This is a genomic window from Pseudoalteromonas sp. OOF1S-7, from assembly GCF_022347765.1.
GTDB lineage: Bacteria > Pseudomonadota > Gammaproteobacteria > Enterobacterales > Alteromonadaceae > Pseudoalteromonas.
In genome coordinates this window covers 449,921-468,498 of sequence record NZ_JAKRFZ010000003.1, presented here as the reverse complement: position 1 = coordinate 468,498, position 18,578 = coordinate 449,921, and the positions used below count along the sequence as shown (strand labels likewise).

The 18,578-nt window shown below is 50.0% G+C and carries 12 protein-coding genes; 5 read left to right on the top strand and 7 right to left on the bottom strand.

Translation table 11 applies throughout. The features are described 5' to 3' along the window. Window positions 1-7: 7 nt before the first annotated feature. Together thrA and MHN33_RS06930 are read right to left on the bottom strand one after the other, a co-directional pair. Window positions 8-2,425 (bottom strand): bifunctional aspartate kinase/homoserine dehydrogenase I, encoded by a 2,418-nt coding sequence (gene thrA / locus MHN33_RS06935; RefSeq protein WP_239397273.1) that lies wholly within the window; start codon window positions 2,423-2,425, stop codon window positions 8-10. A gap of 332 nt (window positions 2,426-2,757) precedes the next feature. After that, on the bottom strand, window positions 2,758-3,123 hold the full coding sequence (locus MHN33_RS06930; protein WP_239397272.1) for a response regulator: 366 nt from the start codon (window positions 3,121-3,123) through the stop codon (window positions 2,758-2,760). A gap of 217 nt (window positions 3,124-3,340) precedes the next feature. On the opposite strand from MHN33_RS06930, the gene MHN33_RS06925 reads away from it, so the two are divergent. Continuing rightward, window positions 3,341-5,101, top strand: coding sequence for a HAMP domain-containing sensor histidine kinase (locus tag MHN33_RS06925; RefSeq protein WP_239397271.1), 1,761 nt, complete (start codon window positions 3,341-3,343; stop codon window positions 5,099-5,101). A 104-nt stretch (window positions 5,102-5,205) separates the two neighbouring features. Continuing rightward, the gene (gene rdgC, locus MHN33_RS06920; protein WP_239397270.1) at window positions 5,206-6,114 is read left to right on the top strand and encodes a recombination-associated protein RdgC; all 909 of its coding nucleotides are present in this window, start codon (window positions 5,206-5,208) and stop codon (window positions 6,112-6,114) included. Between the two features lie 94 nt (window positions 6,115-6,208). Here rdgC and MHN33_RS06915 read toward each other — a convergent pair whose 3' ends face one another. Further along, complete coding sequence (locus MHN33_RS06915) at window positions 6,209-7,048, bottom strand: HDOD domain-containing protein (RefSeq protein WP_239397269.1); 840 nt, start codon at window positions 7,046-7,048, stop codon at window positions 6,209-6,211. A gap of 341 nt (window positions 7,049-7,389) precedes the next feature. Here MHN33_RS06915 and MHN33_RS06910 point away from each other — a divergent pair, with 341 nt between their 5' ends. Continuing rightward, on the top strand, window positions 7,390-9,075 hold the full coding sequence (locus MHN33_RS06910) for a Zn-dependent hydrolase (protein ID WP_239397345.1): 1,686 nt from the start codon (window positions 7,390-7,392) through the stop codon (window positions 9,073-9,075). A gap of 32 nt (window positions 9,076-9,107) precedes the next feature. Here MHN33_RS06910 and MHN33_RS06905 read toward each other — a convergent pair whose 3' ends face one another. Beyond that, on the bottom strand, window positions 9,108-9,506 hold the full coding sequence (locus MHN33_RS06905) for an HIT domain-containing protein (protein WP_239397268.1): 399 nt from the start codon (window positions 9,504-9,506) through the stop codon (window positions 9,108-9,110). Between the two features lie 189 nt (window positions 9,507-9,695). Here MHN33_RS06905 and MHN33_RS06900 point away from each other — a divergent pair, with 189 nt between their 5' ends. Beyond that, a complete protein-coding gene (locus tag MHN33_RS06900) occupies window positions 9,696-11,912 on the top strand; it encodes a S9 family peptidase (protein WP_239397344.1) in 2,217 nt (738 codons plus the stop codon). Between the two features lie 209 nt (window positions 11,913-12,121). Next, on the top strand, window positions 12,122-13,756 hold the full coding sequence (locus MHN33_RS06895) for a methyl-accepting chemotaxis protein (RefSeq protein WP_239397267.1): 1,635 nt from the start codon (window positions 12,122-12,124) through the stop codon (window positions 13,754-13,756). Here the strand turns inward: MHN33_RS06895 and MHN33_RS06890 are convergent. From MHN33_RS06890 to dinB, 3 genes are all read right to left on the bottom strand, one after another. Next, a complete protein-coding gene (locus MHN33_RS06890; RefSeq protein ID WP_239397266.1) occupies window positions 13,746-15,287 on the bottom strand; it encodes a leucyl aminopeptidase family protein in 1,542 nt (513 codons plus the stop codon). The genes MHN33_RS06895 and MHN33_RS06890 overlap by 11 nt on opposite strands. 151 nt (window positions 15,288-15,438) lie before the next feature. After that, window positions 15,439-17,130, bottom strand: a complete 1,692-nt coding sequence (locus MHN33_RS06885) for a carbon starvation protein A (protein ID WP_239397265.1) — start codon at window positions 17,128-17,130, stop codon at window positions 15,439-15,441. A gap of 232 nt (window positions 17,131-17,362) precedes the next feature. Further along, the gene (gene dinB / locus MHN33_RS06880) at window positions 17,363-18,433 is read right to left on the bottom strand and encodes a DNA polymerase IV (protein ID WP_239397264.1); all 1,071 of its coding nucleotides are present in this window, start codon (window positions 18,431-18,433) and stop codon (window positions 17,363-17,365) included. Window positions 18,434-18,578 lie beyond the last annotated feature (145 nt).

Here is an 18,578-nt window from a genome sequence, read left to right as displayed (position 1 = left end):
GCCTCTCCTAGCGCGTCAGTGTTTTCAAAATATCAGCAAACACCCCGGCTGCGGTGACTTCCGCGCCGGCACCGTAACCGCGGATCACAAAAGGTTTTGGCTGATAGTACTGGCTTAATATGGCAAGCGCATTTTCACCATCGCGGATATCCGATAACGCGTGGGTACGCTCCACCGCTTCAACCCCCACCCGACAGCGGCCATTCTGGATACTGCCCACATAACGCAATACCTTACCTTCACAGGCGGCGCTTTGAATGCGATCCGCAAACGTACCGTCCAGCTCATGCAACCGTGCCATAAACTCATCCACAGAGCTGCCCGCAGCAAAGTCAACAGGGACCACTGGCTCGACTTCGATGTCTGACAGCTCCAGCGCTAAACCCGACTCTCGGGCGATGATCAGCAGTTTACGCGCGACATCCGTGCCAGAGAGGTCATCGCGCGGATCAGGCTCAGTGAAACCACTTTGCTTGGCTTTGGCGGTGGCTTGTGACAGGCTCAGGCCATCTTCCAGCTCACCGAAAATGTAAGACAATGAGCCCGACAAAATGCCGCTGAAAGACAGCAACTCATCGCCAGCGCCGAACAATAGCTGCAGGTTATCAAGTACCGGCAAACCCGCGCCGACATTGGTTTCGTATAAGAAACGTCGCCCCTGTTGCTGTGCGACCTGCTTCAGCGCCTGATAATAGCCATAGTCACTGGTGTTGGCTTTTTTATTGGCCGCCACAACATGAAAGCCCGCGGCGAGGAAGTCATGATATTGATCGGCCAGTTTCTGAGACGAGCTGCAATCGACAATGACCGGATTGATCAGGTGGTTACGACGCACAAACGCCTCCAACTCTGCAAGTTCAAAGCCCTGTGGCGCATCCGCCAGTGCCTGTTGCCAGCTGTCAAAAGGCACCCCCTGTTCATTCAGGTAACAGTGCTTAGAGTTAGCCACACCATAGAGATTTAACTTAATGTTGCGCTCTGCCAGCCAGCTTTGCTGACGCTGCAACTGGGCCACCAGCTCAGTACCGACCAGGCCACAGCCGAGCAAAAACACATCAATTGAGGGAACATGGGTAAAGAAGTTCTCATGACACACCTTTACCGCATCCTGACACAACTCGCCCTGGATCACGGCAGAAATAGCACTTTCAGTAGAGTCCTGAGCAATCGCCACAATATTCACCTGCGCCTGCGCCAGTGAAGCAAAGAATTTGGCCGCCAAGCCTTTGTGCGACTTCATGTTATCGCCCACCAAAGTGACGATCGCCAGTGACCGACGTACCTCAATTGGCTCAATCAGCTGAGCCTGCATCTCCAGCTCAAAGGCGCTTTGCAGTGCCTGCAATGCCAGAGGCAAGTCCTGTTCGTGCACACAGAAACTGATACTGAACTCGCAAGAAGATTGGGTGATCAGCACAATCGACACATTGTCTTTCGCCAGAGCCGAGAATACTCTGGCAGCCATGCCTACTTTACCTTTCATGCCCGGCCCTGAAACCGTTAACATTGCCAGCTTATCCAGACTGGATAAGGCCTTAACCGGTTCATCTCCGCCACCCTGTGCTGCAATCACGGAGCCTGGCAATTCCGGCGCATGGGTATTCTTAATCTCGCACGGCACCCCGGCCTTGGCACAAGGTAAAATCGTTTTCGGATGCAAGACTTTGGCACCAAAATATGACAGCTCCATCGCTTCTTTATAAGACAGACGATTCACTTTGGTGGCTTTTTTAATCAACCTGGGGTCCGCACTGTATACACCATCGACATCAGTCCAGATCTGACAGACCTCGGCCTGAATACAGGCGGCTGCAATGGCGGCTGAATAATCAGATCCATTGCGTCCCAGCGTCGTCAGCTCGCCGGCATGATTACTGCCTGTGAAGCCAGGCATAATGTAAAATTGTGCCAGGTGGGCCTGTAGCTGCGCGCCAAATCGTTCCCGGCTTTCATCCAGCTGAGCTTCCGCATCCAGATAAGCGTCATTGGTCGCAATGCACGCGGTGGCGTCAAGATAATGGGCCTTGCCCTTTCCAAGCATGGCCACCATCAGGGCAACACTGACGCGCTCACCAAAACTAATCACATATGCCTGCACGGCATCCGGACATTGCCTGAGCAGTTTAACCCCTGCCAGTTTGTCCGCCAGCGCTGCGAAATCGGGCCAGTGCGCCGCCTCACCGAACTCAGCCTCAACCTGTGATTTTAGCGCGTTCAGACGCTCTGTCAGTGCTTGCCATTGCGTATCATACGCTTGTCCCTGACGCGCCAGTTCGCATAGCTCCACCAGTTTGTCCGTCACGCCACCCGGTGCAGACAACACCACCAGTGCCTCGTTGTTACCCTGAGTCAGGATCAGCTCACGCACCCGTTGCAGACAGCGGTAGTCAGCCAGCGATGATCCTCCAAACTTCAATACTTGCATGTTGATTTTCCTCATTCCAAAAACAAAAAAGGCCTGTGCTCGCAGTGAGCACAGGCCTTTTCGAATACGCACCGACCTATGCCACTATCCAGTTAGGATGGTGGTGGTAATAATGGTCGTGGTGTTAATAATCTTGTTCATAGACTTTAGACTGCCTGAACACGTAATAAAGTGTCAAGCACAAAAACCTAAATCATGGTGTAAAAAACTATGCAAAAAACTCAAGTTGTGAACAGTAAAGTGCAAAAATTATGTCGAGATGATGTGATAACTGATGCGAAATCAGCCAAGTAGATGTTAATCAAAAAGACAAGCGTTACAAAAGACCGCTTTTAACGGATCCCGAAACGACTGAGTGTAGCCTGCAAGGCTTCTGGCTTAACCGGCTTTTCCAAAAACTCCAGTGCTCCGAGTTTTGCGACTCGTGCTTTCATTTCACCTTGAATATCAGCTGAAATGACTACCACATAGGTTTCTATAACCTGCTGTTTTATCGCTTCCAGCACACCGATCCCATCCAGCTCCGGCATGGTCAGATCGAGACAAACTAAATCAATTTGTCGTGCTGCCAGTACCGCCAGGGCTTCACGTCCGTTACTGGCTTGGCAAATATCGGCATCCAGTATTCCATTGAGGCAACGGATGACTTGTTTGCGGGCAACGACGGAATCGTCACAGACTAATACAGAGTAGCTCATAAGGTGAATTGTCAAATAATCTTTATTGTTCTGTTCTGGGATAAAGGTTATTGTTGTGGTTAAACTTATAACACAATAATCTCCGTCCAGTAAGTGCCAGAGGAACAAATTCCTCTTGATATCAGATTGAGATTAATATTTATTTTTAGCACTTTATTGGCTAACTTTAAGTGTATTAAGCACGCAAAAACTCGTTGTTAGGAGCAAAGAACACTTCATGCTGCAAAAAAGTCTGTCAAAGAAGCTGCTCACAAACGTCTTGTCGGTTTACTTTTTGCTCACCTTTGTCGTGACGTGCGGACAAGTGGTGGCCGAATATGTCAATACCAAGGACTATATTCGCAACGAGTTAACCATGCTGCAAAAAACCTTTAGTCGCAGCCTGACCCGCGCCATCTGGGAGCTCAATACTAAACAAACCGTCACCACCGCAGAGGGGTTACTGGCGATCCCTATGATTGAAGGGATCATAGTGCGTGACGACAGCGGCGAAATCATTTCTCAGTTGGGCCGCTCACTCAACATCCATGAGCTCTACAGCCAACAACTAGTACAAGAAGAGGCGCTTATTGAAGACACGCCTTCAGGCCTGTTTGGCTATACCTTTCCGCTGATTTTCGAGTTTTCAGGTCGTGCCACTCAAGTTGGTGATGTGACGCTTTTTTCAAGCCGGGAAGTGGTCTTTAGTCGCATCATGATCTCCATCTATTTTCTGATTGGCAATGCGATGGTCAAAACGACTTTTTTGATTATCTTGTTCTTACTTGCCTTCAGAAAATTACTCACGGAGCCGTTGACCGATCTGACTGAGCAAATTGACGACTTTGAAATCGATAATGTCGATGGCCACAAGATAGACATAGATACCACAGAGCGCAATGAGCTTAAGGTGATGGAAGAAGCCTTCAATAAGCTCATTGACCGAATTGCAGATTACCGTAAGAAACTCGACCAGGCACAAAAAGAGCTGCTGATCAGTAACGAAAAACTGGACCAGCATAATATTCAGCTGGAGCAGGAGGTGGCACGTAAAACCTCCAACCTGTCACAGGCTATGATGGATCTGCAACAACAAAAATATGAGCTGGAAAAACAAAAGCTCACCCTGACTGAAGAAATCGATCTCAGACGCCAGACCGAAGAAGAATTGCTGACTAAACAAAAAGAACTGGAAAAATATGTCGATGAACTCAATATGGCACAAGAGCGTCTGGTCGGCTCAGAAAAGATGGCGGCACTCGGCGGTCTGGTAGCGGGGATCACCCACGACATCAATACCCCGGTCGGTATTGGCGTCACCGCGACTTCATTTTTAGAGGAGCGGCTGGAGCGACTGGAAACCGCCTACCGTGATAAAACCCTGTCGCCTAAAGCACTGGAAGAATTTATAAACGAAGCAAAACAAAGCACCAGCCTGCTCACAACAAACCTGGACAGAGCTTCCGAGCTGGTGGCGAGCTTTAAACAAATTGCGGTCGATCAGGCCAGTGAAGCCGTGCGTACCATTAATTTCAAACAATATCTTGGAGAAGTGATCCGCTCCTTGCACCCTAAACTCAAAAAGACCGCACATATTGTCAACGTTGATTGCCCCGAAGAGCTAACCTTACACCTGCCCGCTGGTGCTATCAGCCAGATCTTTACCAACCTGATCATGAATTCCCTGATCCATGGCTTTGAAGGTATTGCCCAGGGCACCATAGACATAGAAATAAGAGAAGAAAACAACGATGTCTTTATCGTTTACAAGGATAATGGTAAAGGCGTGAGCAAGGCGCAGCTTGAAAAACTCTTTGACCCCTTCTTCACCACCAAGCGCGAGCAAGGCGGTAGCGGCCTGGGTACCCATATCACCTTCAATCTGGTTAAGCAGACTCTCAATGGCGATATTGAAGTGAATTCGGAAGAAGGAAATGGACTGACCTATTACATTCGTTTCCCGAAAGAGCTACAAAAGAACGTGGCGATGTTCAGTTAATAGACATCGACACCGACAAGGTGAATAATCTGGTCAGAGCCTTTGCCCGAGAGGGGATCGGTTTGCTATGATGCGGGTCGATTTTACTCTTCGGAACCTGTTCTATGTGGTTTAGCAATCTTATCTGTTACCGATTTAAACAAGACGTCTCCTATGCACAAGAAGACTTTGAAGCAGCACTAGAGCACGACGTATTTCGTCCGTGCGGTAGCCAGGACATGAGCACCTTTGGCTGGACCAAGGCCCTTGGCAAACACGGCCAGACGCTGAGCCACTTTTCTCAGCACTGTATTCTGGTTTGTGCTAAGCGGGAAGAAAAAGTCCTGCCAGCCTCTGTGATCAATGAAATGGTTGCAGAAAAAATCGAGTCTATCGAGCAGGAAGAGAATCGTCCGGTCAAGAAAAAAGAGAAAGACGAAATAAAAGAAAACATCACTGCAACCTTATTGCCGCAGGCGTTCAAAAAGTCCAGCCTGCAGTTTGCTTTTATCGATCAGAAAAACGGCTGGGTCATCGTCAACAGCGGCAGCTTCAACAAAGCCGAAGAACTCACCGCCCTGTTGCGAAAATCTCTAGGTACGCTGCCGATTGTGCCCGCATTTGCTAACTATGATCTGGACCTGTTCCTGACCGACTGGCTGACCAAGTTTGAGGTGCCACAAGGCTTTGCAATTGGTTCTGACGCCGAGCTACAGGAAGCCGATGACAATGGCGCCCAGGTGAAACTCAAACAACATGACCTGGCAAGCGATGAGATCAAGCTGCATCTGGAACACGGCAAGCGAGTCACTAAACTAGGTATGGACTGGCGTGAACGCGTGCAGTTTACACTGCAAAACGATGGGTCACTTAAACGCCTGAGCTTCAGCGATACACTGAAAGAGCAAAATGCGGATATCCCCAAAGAAGACATGGCGGTCAAACTGGACGCAGACTTTATTCTGGTCACCGAGGAGATCAAAGAGCTGCTCGAAGAGCTGTCGCAGGGCCTGGGCGATCAGGACGACCTGTAACAACTCATAACAAGCCTCTAACCCAACGGGTTAGTGGTTGAGCGAGATATAAGGCAGTTGGCGCACGCCAATTGCCTGGTTGTCGTTATGGTGATTATGAGAAAGCTGATTTTATGTCGTTCAGCATATTCTGATAGTCATCATCATAGAACATATCGGCTGACCCCAGTACCCCTTTTTCTTCATACACATGCAGCGCCGCAGCTTTATCGGATACCTGTAAGATCCCCTCCACAATGGCACCAACTCGAATAAAGTCTACATAACACACATGTGCCGGTTTATAGTTAGGATTGGCCCAGCTCTCTGCCACTTCCACAAACTCTTCTGTAAACCCCCACTCACGCATAATCGCACCACCAATGCGCCCACCGAGCTTCTGGATCGCGTGTGCCAGAAAGCTCGGGTTAGCAAACACTTCCGGGTGGTGCTCCGCTTCAGTCAGGATTGGCAGCACACCTATGTTAAAGACCAGCGAGGCCAGCGTAATAGTGTCTTTGTTAAGCGACGTGTGCTTATTCACCCGCAGAAAAAAGTCCATGGTGGTAATTGCCTGGCAGGCAACCTTGAGGGTTTTTTGCCAGGCCTTATCCATATAGGTCTTGATCAGCTTATTTTGTGAAACAAATAATTGTTCCATCGCCATCGCGGTGGCGACGTTTTTAACCTGGCGCAGACCAATGCGAGTGACCGCCTGGTTAAGTGTGTTGACCTTCACCGTACGGCCCAAAAAAGCACTGTTGGCCACTTTAATCATACGTGCGGCAAGCGCCGGATCGTGAGAAATTACCTCTGACATTTGCATCAAGTTAACCTCAGGGTCGTCCGCAGCCTGACGGACCCGCACGGCAATTTCAGGTAAAGTAGGTAATACCAGGGTATCGTTGTTAATTTTATCAATCAGAATCGTCAACAAGGCATTTTCAGTAGACATATTGGTTCAATCCTCGAATTTGTTGGCCTCTGGTGTGCATTTCTGGTGTGCAGTAAGGGCCATTCGCTCAGAGCAAGGTGCTGTTCATGTTATTAGTATTGTCTAACTTAAAGAGTAAGTTAAGAAAAGTATAAAAATTATTCGTGACGCGGGTACATCGCGCCATCAGCCGGAGCACCATAAAATATCCACCAACTGTGTGCCACAATAGCAGCAAGTTGCCATCAATTGATGTAAGGTATAGCACCGAAATAATAATACGGACCCCTGAACGGTCACTGGGTACTTAGTGACCGCATCACAGGATAGGTCCGGCTCACACAGCGGATGAAGTAAAAATGATGAAACGTGCAATCTTATCAACAGCCGTGATGCTGGCCTGTGGCGTAATGCTGAGCGCCTGCTCTGAACCACAACAGACAAACTCTGAACCTCAGGCACAACCACACAAAGCAAGCGAAGGTTATCAGCTACAAGACTTGTCTCCTGAGCGACTGGATATTTATACCCAGGTCACCCTGAGCAGCGACTTGTCACACCTCAATGACAACCAGAAAAAAATGCTGGGTCTGTTGATTGATGCCTCAAAAATAATGGATGACCTGTTCTGGAAACAGTCCTTTGGCATGAACAAAACCGAATTCCTGGCCAATATTCAGGACCCCAAAGTGCGTCAGTTTGCTGATATTAACTACGGACCATGGGATCGCCTCAATGGCGACAAAGTGTTCCTGAGCGGTTTTACAACCAAAGCGCCAGGCGCCGAATTCTACCCAGGCGACATCAGTAAAGCCGAGCTTAATCAGGCCGATGTAAAAGACAAGGCGGGGTTGTATTCCTTGATCAAACGAGACGCACAGGGTCAGCTGTACAGTGTGCCCTACTCTGAGGCCTATCAAACGGAACTGACCACCGCAGCGCAACTGCTGCGTGATGCCAGTAAGCTGGCCGTGGACAAGCAGTTTTCTAAATACTTAAACCTGCGTGCAGACGCACTGGTTAATAACAGCTACCAGGCCTCTGACTTTGCCTGGATGGACATGAAGAACAACCCCATTGATGTGGTAATAGGTCCAATCGAGACCTATGAGGATCAACTTTTTGGCTACCGCACAGCATTCGAATCTTATGTACTGGTCAAAGACATGGCCTGGAGTGAGCGCCTGGCCAAATTTGCCGCTTTCCTGCCCGAGCTACAACAAGGGTTACCTGTAGATGCAAAATACAAACAGGAAGTACCTGGTTCTGATGCAGATCTCAATGCATACGATGTAATTTACTATGCCGGCCACTCCAATGCGGGCAGTAAAACCATCGCCATCAACCTGCCAAACGATGAAGCCGTTCAGTTACAAAAAGGCACGCGTCGTCTGCAACTGAAAAATGCTATGCAGGCGAAATTTGATAAGATCCTGGTGCCGATTGCCGAGCAGCTGATCGTCCCTGAGCAGCGTAAGCACATTACCTTTGACGCTTTTTTTGCCAACACTATGTTCCATGAAGTGGCGCATGGCCTGGGGATTAAAAACACCATCACAGGTAAAGGTACAGTGCGTCAGTCACTGCAAGAACATGCCAGCGCACTGGAAGAGGGCAAAGCCGATATCCTGGGCCTGTACATGGTTGAGCAACTGCTGAATAAAGGCGAAATTACAGAGGGTACACTGGAAGACTACTACGTGACCTTTATGGCCGGGATTTTCCGCTCGGTACGTTTTGGCGCATCCAGTGCTCATGGTAAAGCCAATATGATCCGCTTCAATTTCTTCAAGCAAGAAGGTGCATTTTCAAAGAATGCTGACGGCCTTTATGCGGTAGACATGGCCAAAATGGGTGCAGCGATGGAAAAACTGTCTAACCTGATCCTGACGTTGCAAGGCGATGGCGACTATCAAAAAGTGGATCAGTTGCTGGCAACCCACGGCGACATTAAAGCAGAACTCCAGGCCGATCTGGACAAGCTGGCTGCCGCCAATATTCCGGTTGATGTGACCTTTAAGCAAGGTAAAGCGGTACTGGGCTTATAACGGCCCAATACACAAAAGCAGACAAACAGGCGCTAACACTCCAGCGCCTGTTTTATTTCGGCAACTTGCTGTTCACTGTATGGCACGGTCGGTAACACACCCCAAACGGGCTTTGGCCAGGCTGCATCGTGCTCAAAGCGAGCAATATGATGGACGTGCAACTGAGGTACCATATTCCCCAGAGCCGCTACGTTCAATTTATGCGGATTAAACACCGCTTTGATTAGGTGGCTTAATTTGGCAGATTCCTGCCAAAACACTTGCTGCTGCTGCGCACTGAGATCAATGATCTCACGCAGGCCAGCCACACGTGGCACCAGCACAAACCAAGGATACTGACTGTCGTTCATTAACAACAGCTTACACAATGGCCAGTCGGCCAGTTCAATACAATCACGCGCCAACTCTGGCGCCAGTTGAAATGTGCTCATCGTCTCTTTTCCAGTCCAATTTTGGTGGCCTCACTGTAACCAACTTAACGTACAAAAGCGACCGCATGTTGACAGGTTTTTGCATTGCATTACGTCTGTCTGATTTTATTGCCATCACGATTGACAGCCTTTACCATCGGGGCACTCATACCAACACAATACAATTAAAAAGGTGACTCTGTGCGCAATCTGCTATCTTACGCCGCGCTTGCCACTGGTTTGCTGGCCACCAGCCAGTTGACCATGGCCCAGCCTCTAACGCTGGAACGTATCTTCGATGACCCCTCTTTGGCTGGCAAGGCCCCGGTAAAACTCAAGTTCTCACCCGACGGTACCCGGGTAACTTACCTGCAGGGCAAAGTAGATGACTACAATCGCTACGACTTGTGGGAATACAATATTAAGGCCGACACCAATCGCCTGCTGGTTGACTCACAAGCGCTGTTCTCAGGCCCTGAAACCCTGTCAGACGAAGAAAAAGCGCGCCGCGAAAGACAACGCATTTTTGGCCGCGGGATCCTCGAATACAAGTGGTCAAAAGATGGCAAGGCGCTGCTCTTCCCGCTCAATGGCGACCTCTATTATTACGAGCTGAGCTCAGGAAAAAATCGCAAACTCACCGACACCGAAGCCTTTGAAACCGATGCGCGCTTTTCACCGAAAGGCAACTATGTATCCTTTATCCGCGAGCAAGACTTGTATGCCCTGGAGCTTGCGACCGGCAAAGAGATCCGCCTGAGTAAAGATGGCGGCGGCGTAATTAAAAACGGCATGGCCGAATTCGTTGCTCAGGAAGAAATGAGTCGTATGACCGGCTACTGGTGGGCCGGCGATGAGAGCAAAATCGCTTTTACCCGCATCGACGAAAGCCCGGTACAGGAAGCCATTCGCAACGAGATCTACGCCGACGAGGTAAAGCTGTTTAACCAGCGCTACCCGTTTACCGGCACGGATAATGTCAGGATCGATCTGGGTGTTGTCACTTTGCATGACCAGAAAGTAGACTGGATTGATCTGGGCAAAGAGAAAGACATCTACATTGCCCGTGCGAACTGGCTGGAAGACGACACCACCTTGTCATATCAGTGGCAAAACCGCGCTCAGCAAAAGCTGGAATTAAGATTTTACAACGCCAAAAGCAAACAACAACGCGTGGCCCTGACGGAAACCAGTGACACCTGGATCAACCTGCATTTTGATCTGCACTTTTTAAAAGACAAAAAGCACTTCATCTGGGCATCGGAGCGTGATGGCTATAAGCACCTGTATTTATATCGCACCAGTGGCCAGCTGGTTCGTCAGCTGACTCAGGGCGATTGGATTGTCGAAAAACTGCAGGGCGTGGATGAGAAAAAAGGCCTGGTATATTTCTCAGGTCGTAAAGACACTCCGCTGGAAAGCCATCTGTATGCTGTCCCGCTGTTCAAAAAGGACAATATTAAGCGGATCACAGAAGCCGGTGCCTATCACAAAGTGGTGATGGCCGAAGACAATCGCACTTTTATCGACAGCAAATCTGCTGTGAATCAACCCACTTCAGTATCACTGCGTAAAGCCAACGGCGAGTTCATCACCTGGCTGGAGCAAAATAAACTGGACGAGCAACATCCGCTGACGCCGTTCTTAGACGACTTATCGACGCCTGAATATGGCACGCTTAAAGCGTCAGACGGCCAGCGGATGCATTACCGCCTGTTTAAGCCAAAGCAACTGGAAAAAGGCAAACAATATCCAGTGATTGTCAATGTCTATGGCGGCCCGCATGCCCAGCGCGTCACCAATAGCTGGCGCAGCAAAAACCTCTATTTCCAGTACATGGTGCAACAGGGTTACATCGTCTTCCAGCTGGACAACCGTGGTTCATACAACCGGGGCAAACGCTTTGAAGATCCCATTTATAAACATTTAGGTGAAGTGGAAGTCGCCGATCAGATCCGCGGCGTGGAGTTTTTACGTACCCTGGACTATGTCGATCCGTCACGTATAGGAATTTACGGCCACAGCTACGGCGGTTATATGGCACTGATGACCATGTTCAAGGCAGGGGATTATTTCTCGGCCGGTGTCTCGGGTGCGCCGGTGACTGACTGGGCGCTGTACGATACACACTACACAGAGCGATATCTGGGACATCCGCAAACCAATGCGAAAGGCTACGAGCAAAGCGCTGTGTTCCCCTATACAGATGGGTTAAAAGGCCCGCTGATGATCTATCACGGTATGGCGGATGACAACGTGTTGTTTACCCACGCAACTAAACTATTCAAACAACTGCAGGATGAGGCCAAACCATTTGAAATGATGACTTACCCGGGCTCTAAACACAGTCTGCGTGGTAAAAAAGTGCAGACCCACTTGCATCAGACTATCACCAACTTCTTTAATCGTCACTTTGACGTGAAATAGTACACATGTGCGGACCATCACCGGTCCGCTTCATCTATACGCCCTAACATAACCTTTCACTATTCGACAAATAGCTAATTGCCATACTCATTCCTCAATAAATATATTACTCATTTGATTTAGAACAATTTTCACATTTTGTTTTATTGCAAACTACGCAATCATAGCCCGCTGCGCACGAACTAGTGCCTTTAGAAGGAGCCTTTGCTATGGCATTTTTAAGACAGTTCACCATTTTTGGCCGCCTTGCTATGCTGGTGGGCGTCGTCGTGCTAGGCCTGAGCGCGCTGGGCGTCATGAATTTGCAACAGCAATATCAGGCGCTGAGTGAACAGCAATACGAAAAAACCAAAAACCTGGTAGAAACCGCCCATAGTCTGGTCGCCCACTTTCATCAGTCACAGCTCAGTGGCGCACTCAGCGAAGCCCAGGCAAAAAGCGCGGCTCTGAATGCACTGAAAGACCTCAGGTACGATGAAAATAATTATTTTTGGGTCAATGATCATTACCCTCGTATGGTGATGCACCCGTTTAAACCTCAGCTCAATGGTCAATCACTCCGTAACAGCAAAGACCCGGACGGTGTCGCGCTGTTTCTGGAAATGGTGACCATTGTCAATGCACAGGGTGATGGCTTTGTGCCTTATAAATGGCCCAAACCCGGCAAGTCCGCACCGGTCGACAAAATTTCTTATGTCAAAGGGTTTGCCCCCTGGCAATGGATAATCGGTTCCGGTGTGTATCTTGACAATATCGACGTGCAGTTTGCACAGCTGCGCAACCAGATGCTGTTGAATATTATTGTACTGCTGATCGTGCTGATAGCACTGAGTTTTGTGATCAGTAATAGTGTGCTGCAGCCAATGCGGGCAGCCGCGGATATGATGCAAGATATTTCACAGGGAGAAGGCGATCTGACGCAACAACTTGATGAGCATGGCCGGGATGAGATCTCGCGCCTGTCTCGCTGCTTCAATGCCTACACAACTAAAATGCGCCGCTCAATTACGGCCGTTGCTGGTAATGCAGCAGAAGTTGAAGCTCTGGCTGATCGGGTTGATAACACCGGTGAGGTGAATCTGGAATACATTGAGCGCCAGAATGATAGCAGTCGCCAGGTCGCAACGGCCGTTGAACAGATGAGTGCCCAGATCAAAGAGATCAGCCAGCATGCTGAGGCAGCTGAACAGGCTGCAGGAGATGCAATGCGCACCAGTGAAACAGGTAAAACGACAATCAATACGACCATCAGCGCGATAGGCACACTTTCAGACACCATTGAAGAAGTCAGCGTAGTGACCCAGGCACTGGCAGAGGAAAGCCAGCATATTGGCTCAGTGCTGGACGTGATCCGGGGTATCTCAGAGCAGACCAACCTGCTCGCACTAAATGCAGCCATAGAAGCAGCACGAGCCGGAGAGCAAGGCCGTGGATTTGCGGTCGTTGCCGACGAAGTACGTACCCTGGCGAGTCGAACCGGACAAAGTACTGATGAGATCCAGTCGATGATTGAGAAACTACAAAAAGGTGCTCAGGCCGCAGTGGAAGCAGTCCAGAACAGCCAGCGCCTGTCATCCAGTACAGTAAGTCAAGTACATAAGGCTGAACAGGCACTCAATGAAATTGAGCGCCTAATCACGGTCATTCTGGAAATGAATGGTCTGATCGCCAGAGCGACTGATGAGCAAAGCAGTGCAGCAGCCGATGTGAATGTACGTATTAGCGACCTGTCGGACGCGACACATCATTCACTCGACACCACACAGACTTTGTCAGAGGCCAGCAAGGAGCTCAAACAGGCAAGCCATCAGCTTGCCCTGATTGTGGAAAGTTTTAAAGTTTAGCACGGCAGTAGCGTGCGAACAGACTACTCACAGTTGCCGCTGTGGGCTTGCCATGCTGCCAGTCGCCCCCTTCCACGCCGCTACCCGCAATATCCATGTGAACATAAGGCAGCGGTAAGTCAGACTCACAGCCATGTTTATCCAGCCCGCCAACGATAGCCAGAAAGGCCATTGGGAACTGGTGACCACGAGCGGTCACTGCCGACGGCGCATTGTTACTCGACAAGACATCGTCCGCCAGAGTACGTGGCCGAACAAAATCGTAATCTTCGCGACGACTGCGTGATACCTCAGCACAATCTGCCCACAGGTCTCCAATGTCAGCCAGCTGACGAGACACTTGCTGAGCACGTGCCGGGCCATTTTCAACATAGGCACTGTACGGACCCATTGCACGAGCAGCATGACCGGTCAGCGTAGCCACAGTAAACAACTCTGGATTCACTTCCTGAGTTGCCATGTCTTTGAGCTCGCTGAGCAGATCGCCCATTGCCAGACGTCCTTCCGCATCTGTGTTGCCAATACGCACTTTCACGCCTTCACGCGTGGTGATGATCTCATCCGGCACAAAGCAGTCAGAGCCAATCGAATTACGTACCACGGCCAGATATGCAATCACTTTAACCCCTTTTGGCTTAAAATCAGCCACGGACTTCATAAAGCCAGCAACAGAGGCTGCGCCCCCTTTATCGCGGCTCATCCCCGCCATAAATCCACCCACTTTCAGGTCCGCACCACCGGTGTCATATACCAGGCCTTTACCCACAAACATCAGGGTGCGCTCAATATCACCTTCAGGAGTGTAGACCAATTTTACAACACGCGGGTGATGACGCTCTACCGCATAAGAGGCGCGCGCAACGGTGCCCAGCATGGGATAGTCTTGGTTTATAGTCGCCGGATCTGCCACCACTTCAACACTGACACTTGTGTCCTCAAATAACTCAACGCAGTAATCCGCGAACTTAGGGGGCGCCATACGCTCAGGTTCCGTACCACACAGATCCCTGGCTGCGTACTGACCGGCAGCAATGGCGTTCAGCTCACGGCACTGCTCATCACTGGCACCCAGCAGCGCAATGGATTCAATCGGCTCAATTGCCGGTCCGCGGTATTCACGGGCCTCTAAAGGCTGCCACAGTGCCTGACATGCTCCCAGATAAGCCACTTCCAGGGCATGTTGATAACGCGCATCACCAGGTACACCTGCCACCATTAATACCGGCTTTACGGCACCGGCAGCTTTGGCTTCCAGGACTGCAGCTTTGCCGGCTTCAAAAAAGCGCCGAACATCATCATAATCACGGTTAAGCGGACCTGTTGGGGACACAATCAGGCGCTTACCCGGTACCCCTTCTGCCAACAATACGCTGGCCTTAGTGCGCAACCGTGCGTCAACCGCCAGGTAAGGAGCCGCCGCACTGTTTAGTGCTGCAATAGCAAGATCTGAGACATCGGAAGTGACGACGATAACCGCATCGGCGTCCTGAACCTGCCAGTCACTGACCGGCAGAGCGAGAGGAAAAGACATATAATCAGCCCTTGGTTATTAAAATGCAGGATTGATTATCGGTTATTTGCCAACAAGAACCAAGCCCGACGCGGCAATTGCCGGGACTCAGATAAGTGCGTGATAGCACCTACAGGCTGCCACGCACACAGTGATTAATCCAATACGGATATTAATCTGACTGAGATGTTGCGCTGCTGCCTTTTTGCAGTTTCAACTTGCTGACCACAGACCAGGCTTCAAGCATCACCAAAACACTGACCACTAAAACCACAATGTCCAGCCCCACCAGCAACCAGTTTCCCTGCTCATAGTACTCACCCAACTTGATCACGCCGGCAAAAAAGGCCATCAGGATCACAAAAGTCATGGGGATCAGCGTAAATTTAGCAGGGCGACCCAGCTTAATCAGATACACAGAGATCACCAACAAGGTCAGGCTGGCCAGGATTTGGTTGGTCGAGCCAAACAAAGGCCAGATGATCATACCGCCGCTGCCCGACGCACCACCGGCACCAAATGCCAACAGTAAACAACACCCCACCGCAACCAATGTGGCAAGCACTCCATTTTTCAGCGCATTGAGCTGATAAATTTCACCCCACTCCTGAATGATGTAACGCTGCAGGCGCACACCAGAATCCATCGTGGTACCGGCAAACAATACCACCATCACTGCCAGCAAAGTGGATGCTATCTCCACCGACAGCCCCCAGCCATTGCTGATCAAATTAGCGCCCCCCTGGATAAAGGCGCCAACGCTGCCCGCTCCGAGATGGCTGTAAATTTCATGCCACTCTTCAGGCGAAACCGCCAACATCACACCACTTACTGCCACCAGAGTGATCAATGCCAGAGAGCCTTCACCTACCGCCCCCAGGTAACCGACAAAACGACCATCCGTTTCTTTGTCGAGCTGTTTGGAGCTGGTACCAGATGATACGATCCCGTGGAACCCGGAAACAGCCCCACAGGCAATAGTCACAAATAACAAAGGAATGATACTTGGTGTATCCACCGCAGTCTGAGTATTAAAGGCCGGTGCCGTAATGTCCGGCATGACCACAAATACCGCGCCATAGAGAAGTACCAAACCTACCAGTAGCTGCATGCCGTTAATGAAGTCCCGCGGCTGTAACAACATCCAGACAGGCAATAAGGACGCTACCGCTGCGTAAATAAACAGAATAATGATCCAATTGGCTTTATCGGCCAGGCCGAACAATTCGCTGGGCAGTGCCAGTGGCATACCCGACCCCACATAAATACTGGCGTAAAGAATAGCCACCCCAATGACACACAGAGGCACCAGCGGTACCTGACGTTTCAGTAACTGACCAATCACCAGCGCCACCAAAATCGCAGCCCATGCTGGAAACACGGCACTGGGGTTAGCCACAAAGGAGTTGGCAATAACCACTCCAAATACAGCATTCACCATCAGCAATACCAAAAAGACCACAATCATAAACAATGAACGGGTACGCTTGCCAATCACCGTTTCAGACAAAGCCCCCATGGACTTGCCCTTGTGCCGGGCACTGGCCCACAGCGCGCCCATATCATGGACCCCGGCAAAAAAGATGGTACCAAACACCACCCACAAAACGGCTGGTACCCAGCCCCAATAGACGGCAATCGCCGGGCCAACAATTGGGGCTGCCCCAGCGACAGAGGTAAAGTGATGGCCCCAGAGCACCACTTTATTAGTCGGTACATAGTCTATCCCGTCGTTCAACTCATGCGCCGGTGTCACGAACTTATCGTCCATTTTAAATATTTTTTCGGCAATGAACTTTGAATAGACAAACCAGCCAAACAGCATACCCAGTATGCCAAACAGCACGATCATGATTGACTGCATTGTGTTCCCCCCCTTTGTGGTCCTGTTATTGTTCTTGATACCCGCTTTATGTCAGTCCGCTGTTACCGGATACAACCCACTGTGCGACACCACAGTCATATTCAAAAGTGGCAGCCTCGTGCTGTGTCTGAACGACAAGTCGTATCCCGCTGAATAACGTCTCTGTTGGTGCCGGGTAGCATATACCCTAGCACACCGGAGTATAATCGCAGAGCATTGCCATTGTTATCTTTTAGTCGAAGGCCTGGGTATCAAACAGGCCCAACTGTGCCTGAGCGGAAGCCACTTCGCCCAGGCCAAGCTGAATACCTATCAGCCTGACAGGTTTACTGCCAAAGCGCTCTACCGCCTGTTCCAATAAGGTGAGCAATACGTTCTCATCAATCTCATGAAACTGACATTCTTTGGTCGTTTGCGAAAAGTCATAAAACTTGACCTTAACGCCTAGCTTGTTGAAGGCCCGCGTCCCACGATAGGGCTCAGCCCGCCGGTGCAACTCAGGCAGCAGCCGCTGACGCAGGATGTCTTTCAGCGCATCCACGCTTTGAATGTCTTGTTCAAAGGTGGTTTCAACCCCGACCGATTTGCGAATGCGTTCAGTTTCTACTTTTCGCTCATCAATGCCCTGACAACGCCGCCACAGTACATCGCCAAATTTACCAAAGCGCTCCGTAATCTGAGCTCTGCTGTATGACTTTACGTCGCGGCCATACTGCAATCCCATCGCAAGGAGCTTTTCATGCGTGACTTTACCCACACCAGGGATTTTTTTCAGTGGCAACGTATCGATAAACCCGGCGACATTATCCGGGGTGATCACATACTGGCCGTTGGGTTTGTTTTCATCACTGGCAATTTTGGCCAGGAATTTGATGGGCGCAATACCCGCCGAGGCCGTCAGGCCAGTTTCACGATAAATGTCGCTGCGGATCTGCTGGGCAATTAAGGTGGCACTGCCCTGACACACAGTACAATCGGTCACATCCAAGTAGGCTTCATCTAAGGAGAGAGGCTCAATTAAATCGGTATACCGGGCAAAAATGGCCCGGATCTGCATAGATACGGCTTTGTAAACAGCCATTCGGCCAGGCACAATCACCAGTTCAGGGCACAGCTGCTTGGCCTTGTAATTAGACATGGCAGAGCGCACCCCATATTGACGCGCGATATAATTGGCCGTTGACAATACGCCGCGATGACTGTTCCCCCCAATCGCAATCGGCACATTGGCCAGCGCCGGGTTATCACGCATTTCTACAGCGGCATAAAAACAGTCCATATCAACATGGATAAACTTACGCATGATCTCGGTGACTGGTTATTTATACAGTTATTATGTGCAAAGAATCGCATGATGGCAATATGATTGATTGTTTTTTGTCATCGCATCTGATCTGTATTTTGCTGCTAAATACTCTAAACTGGTCAGACAATGCCTGCGTATCAAT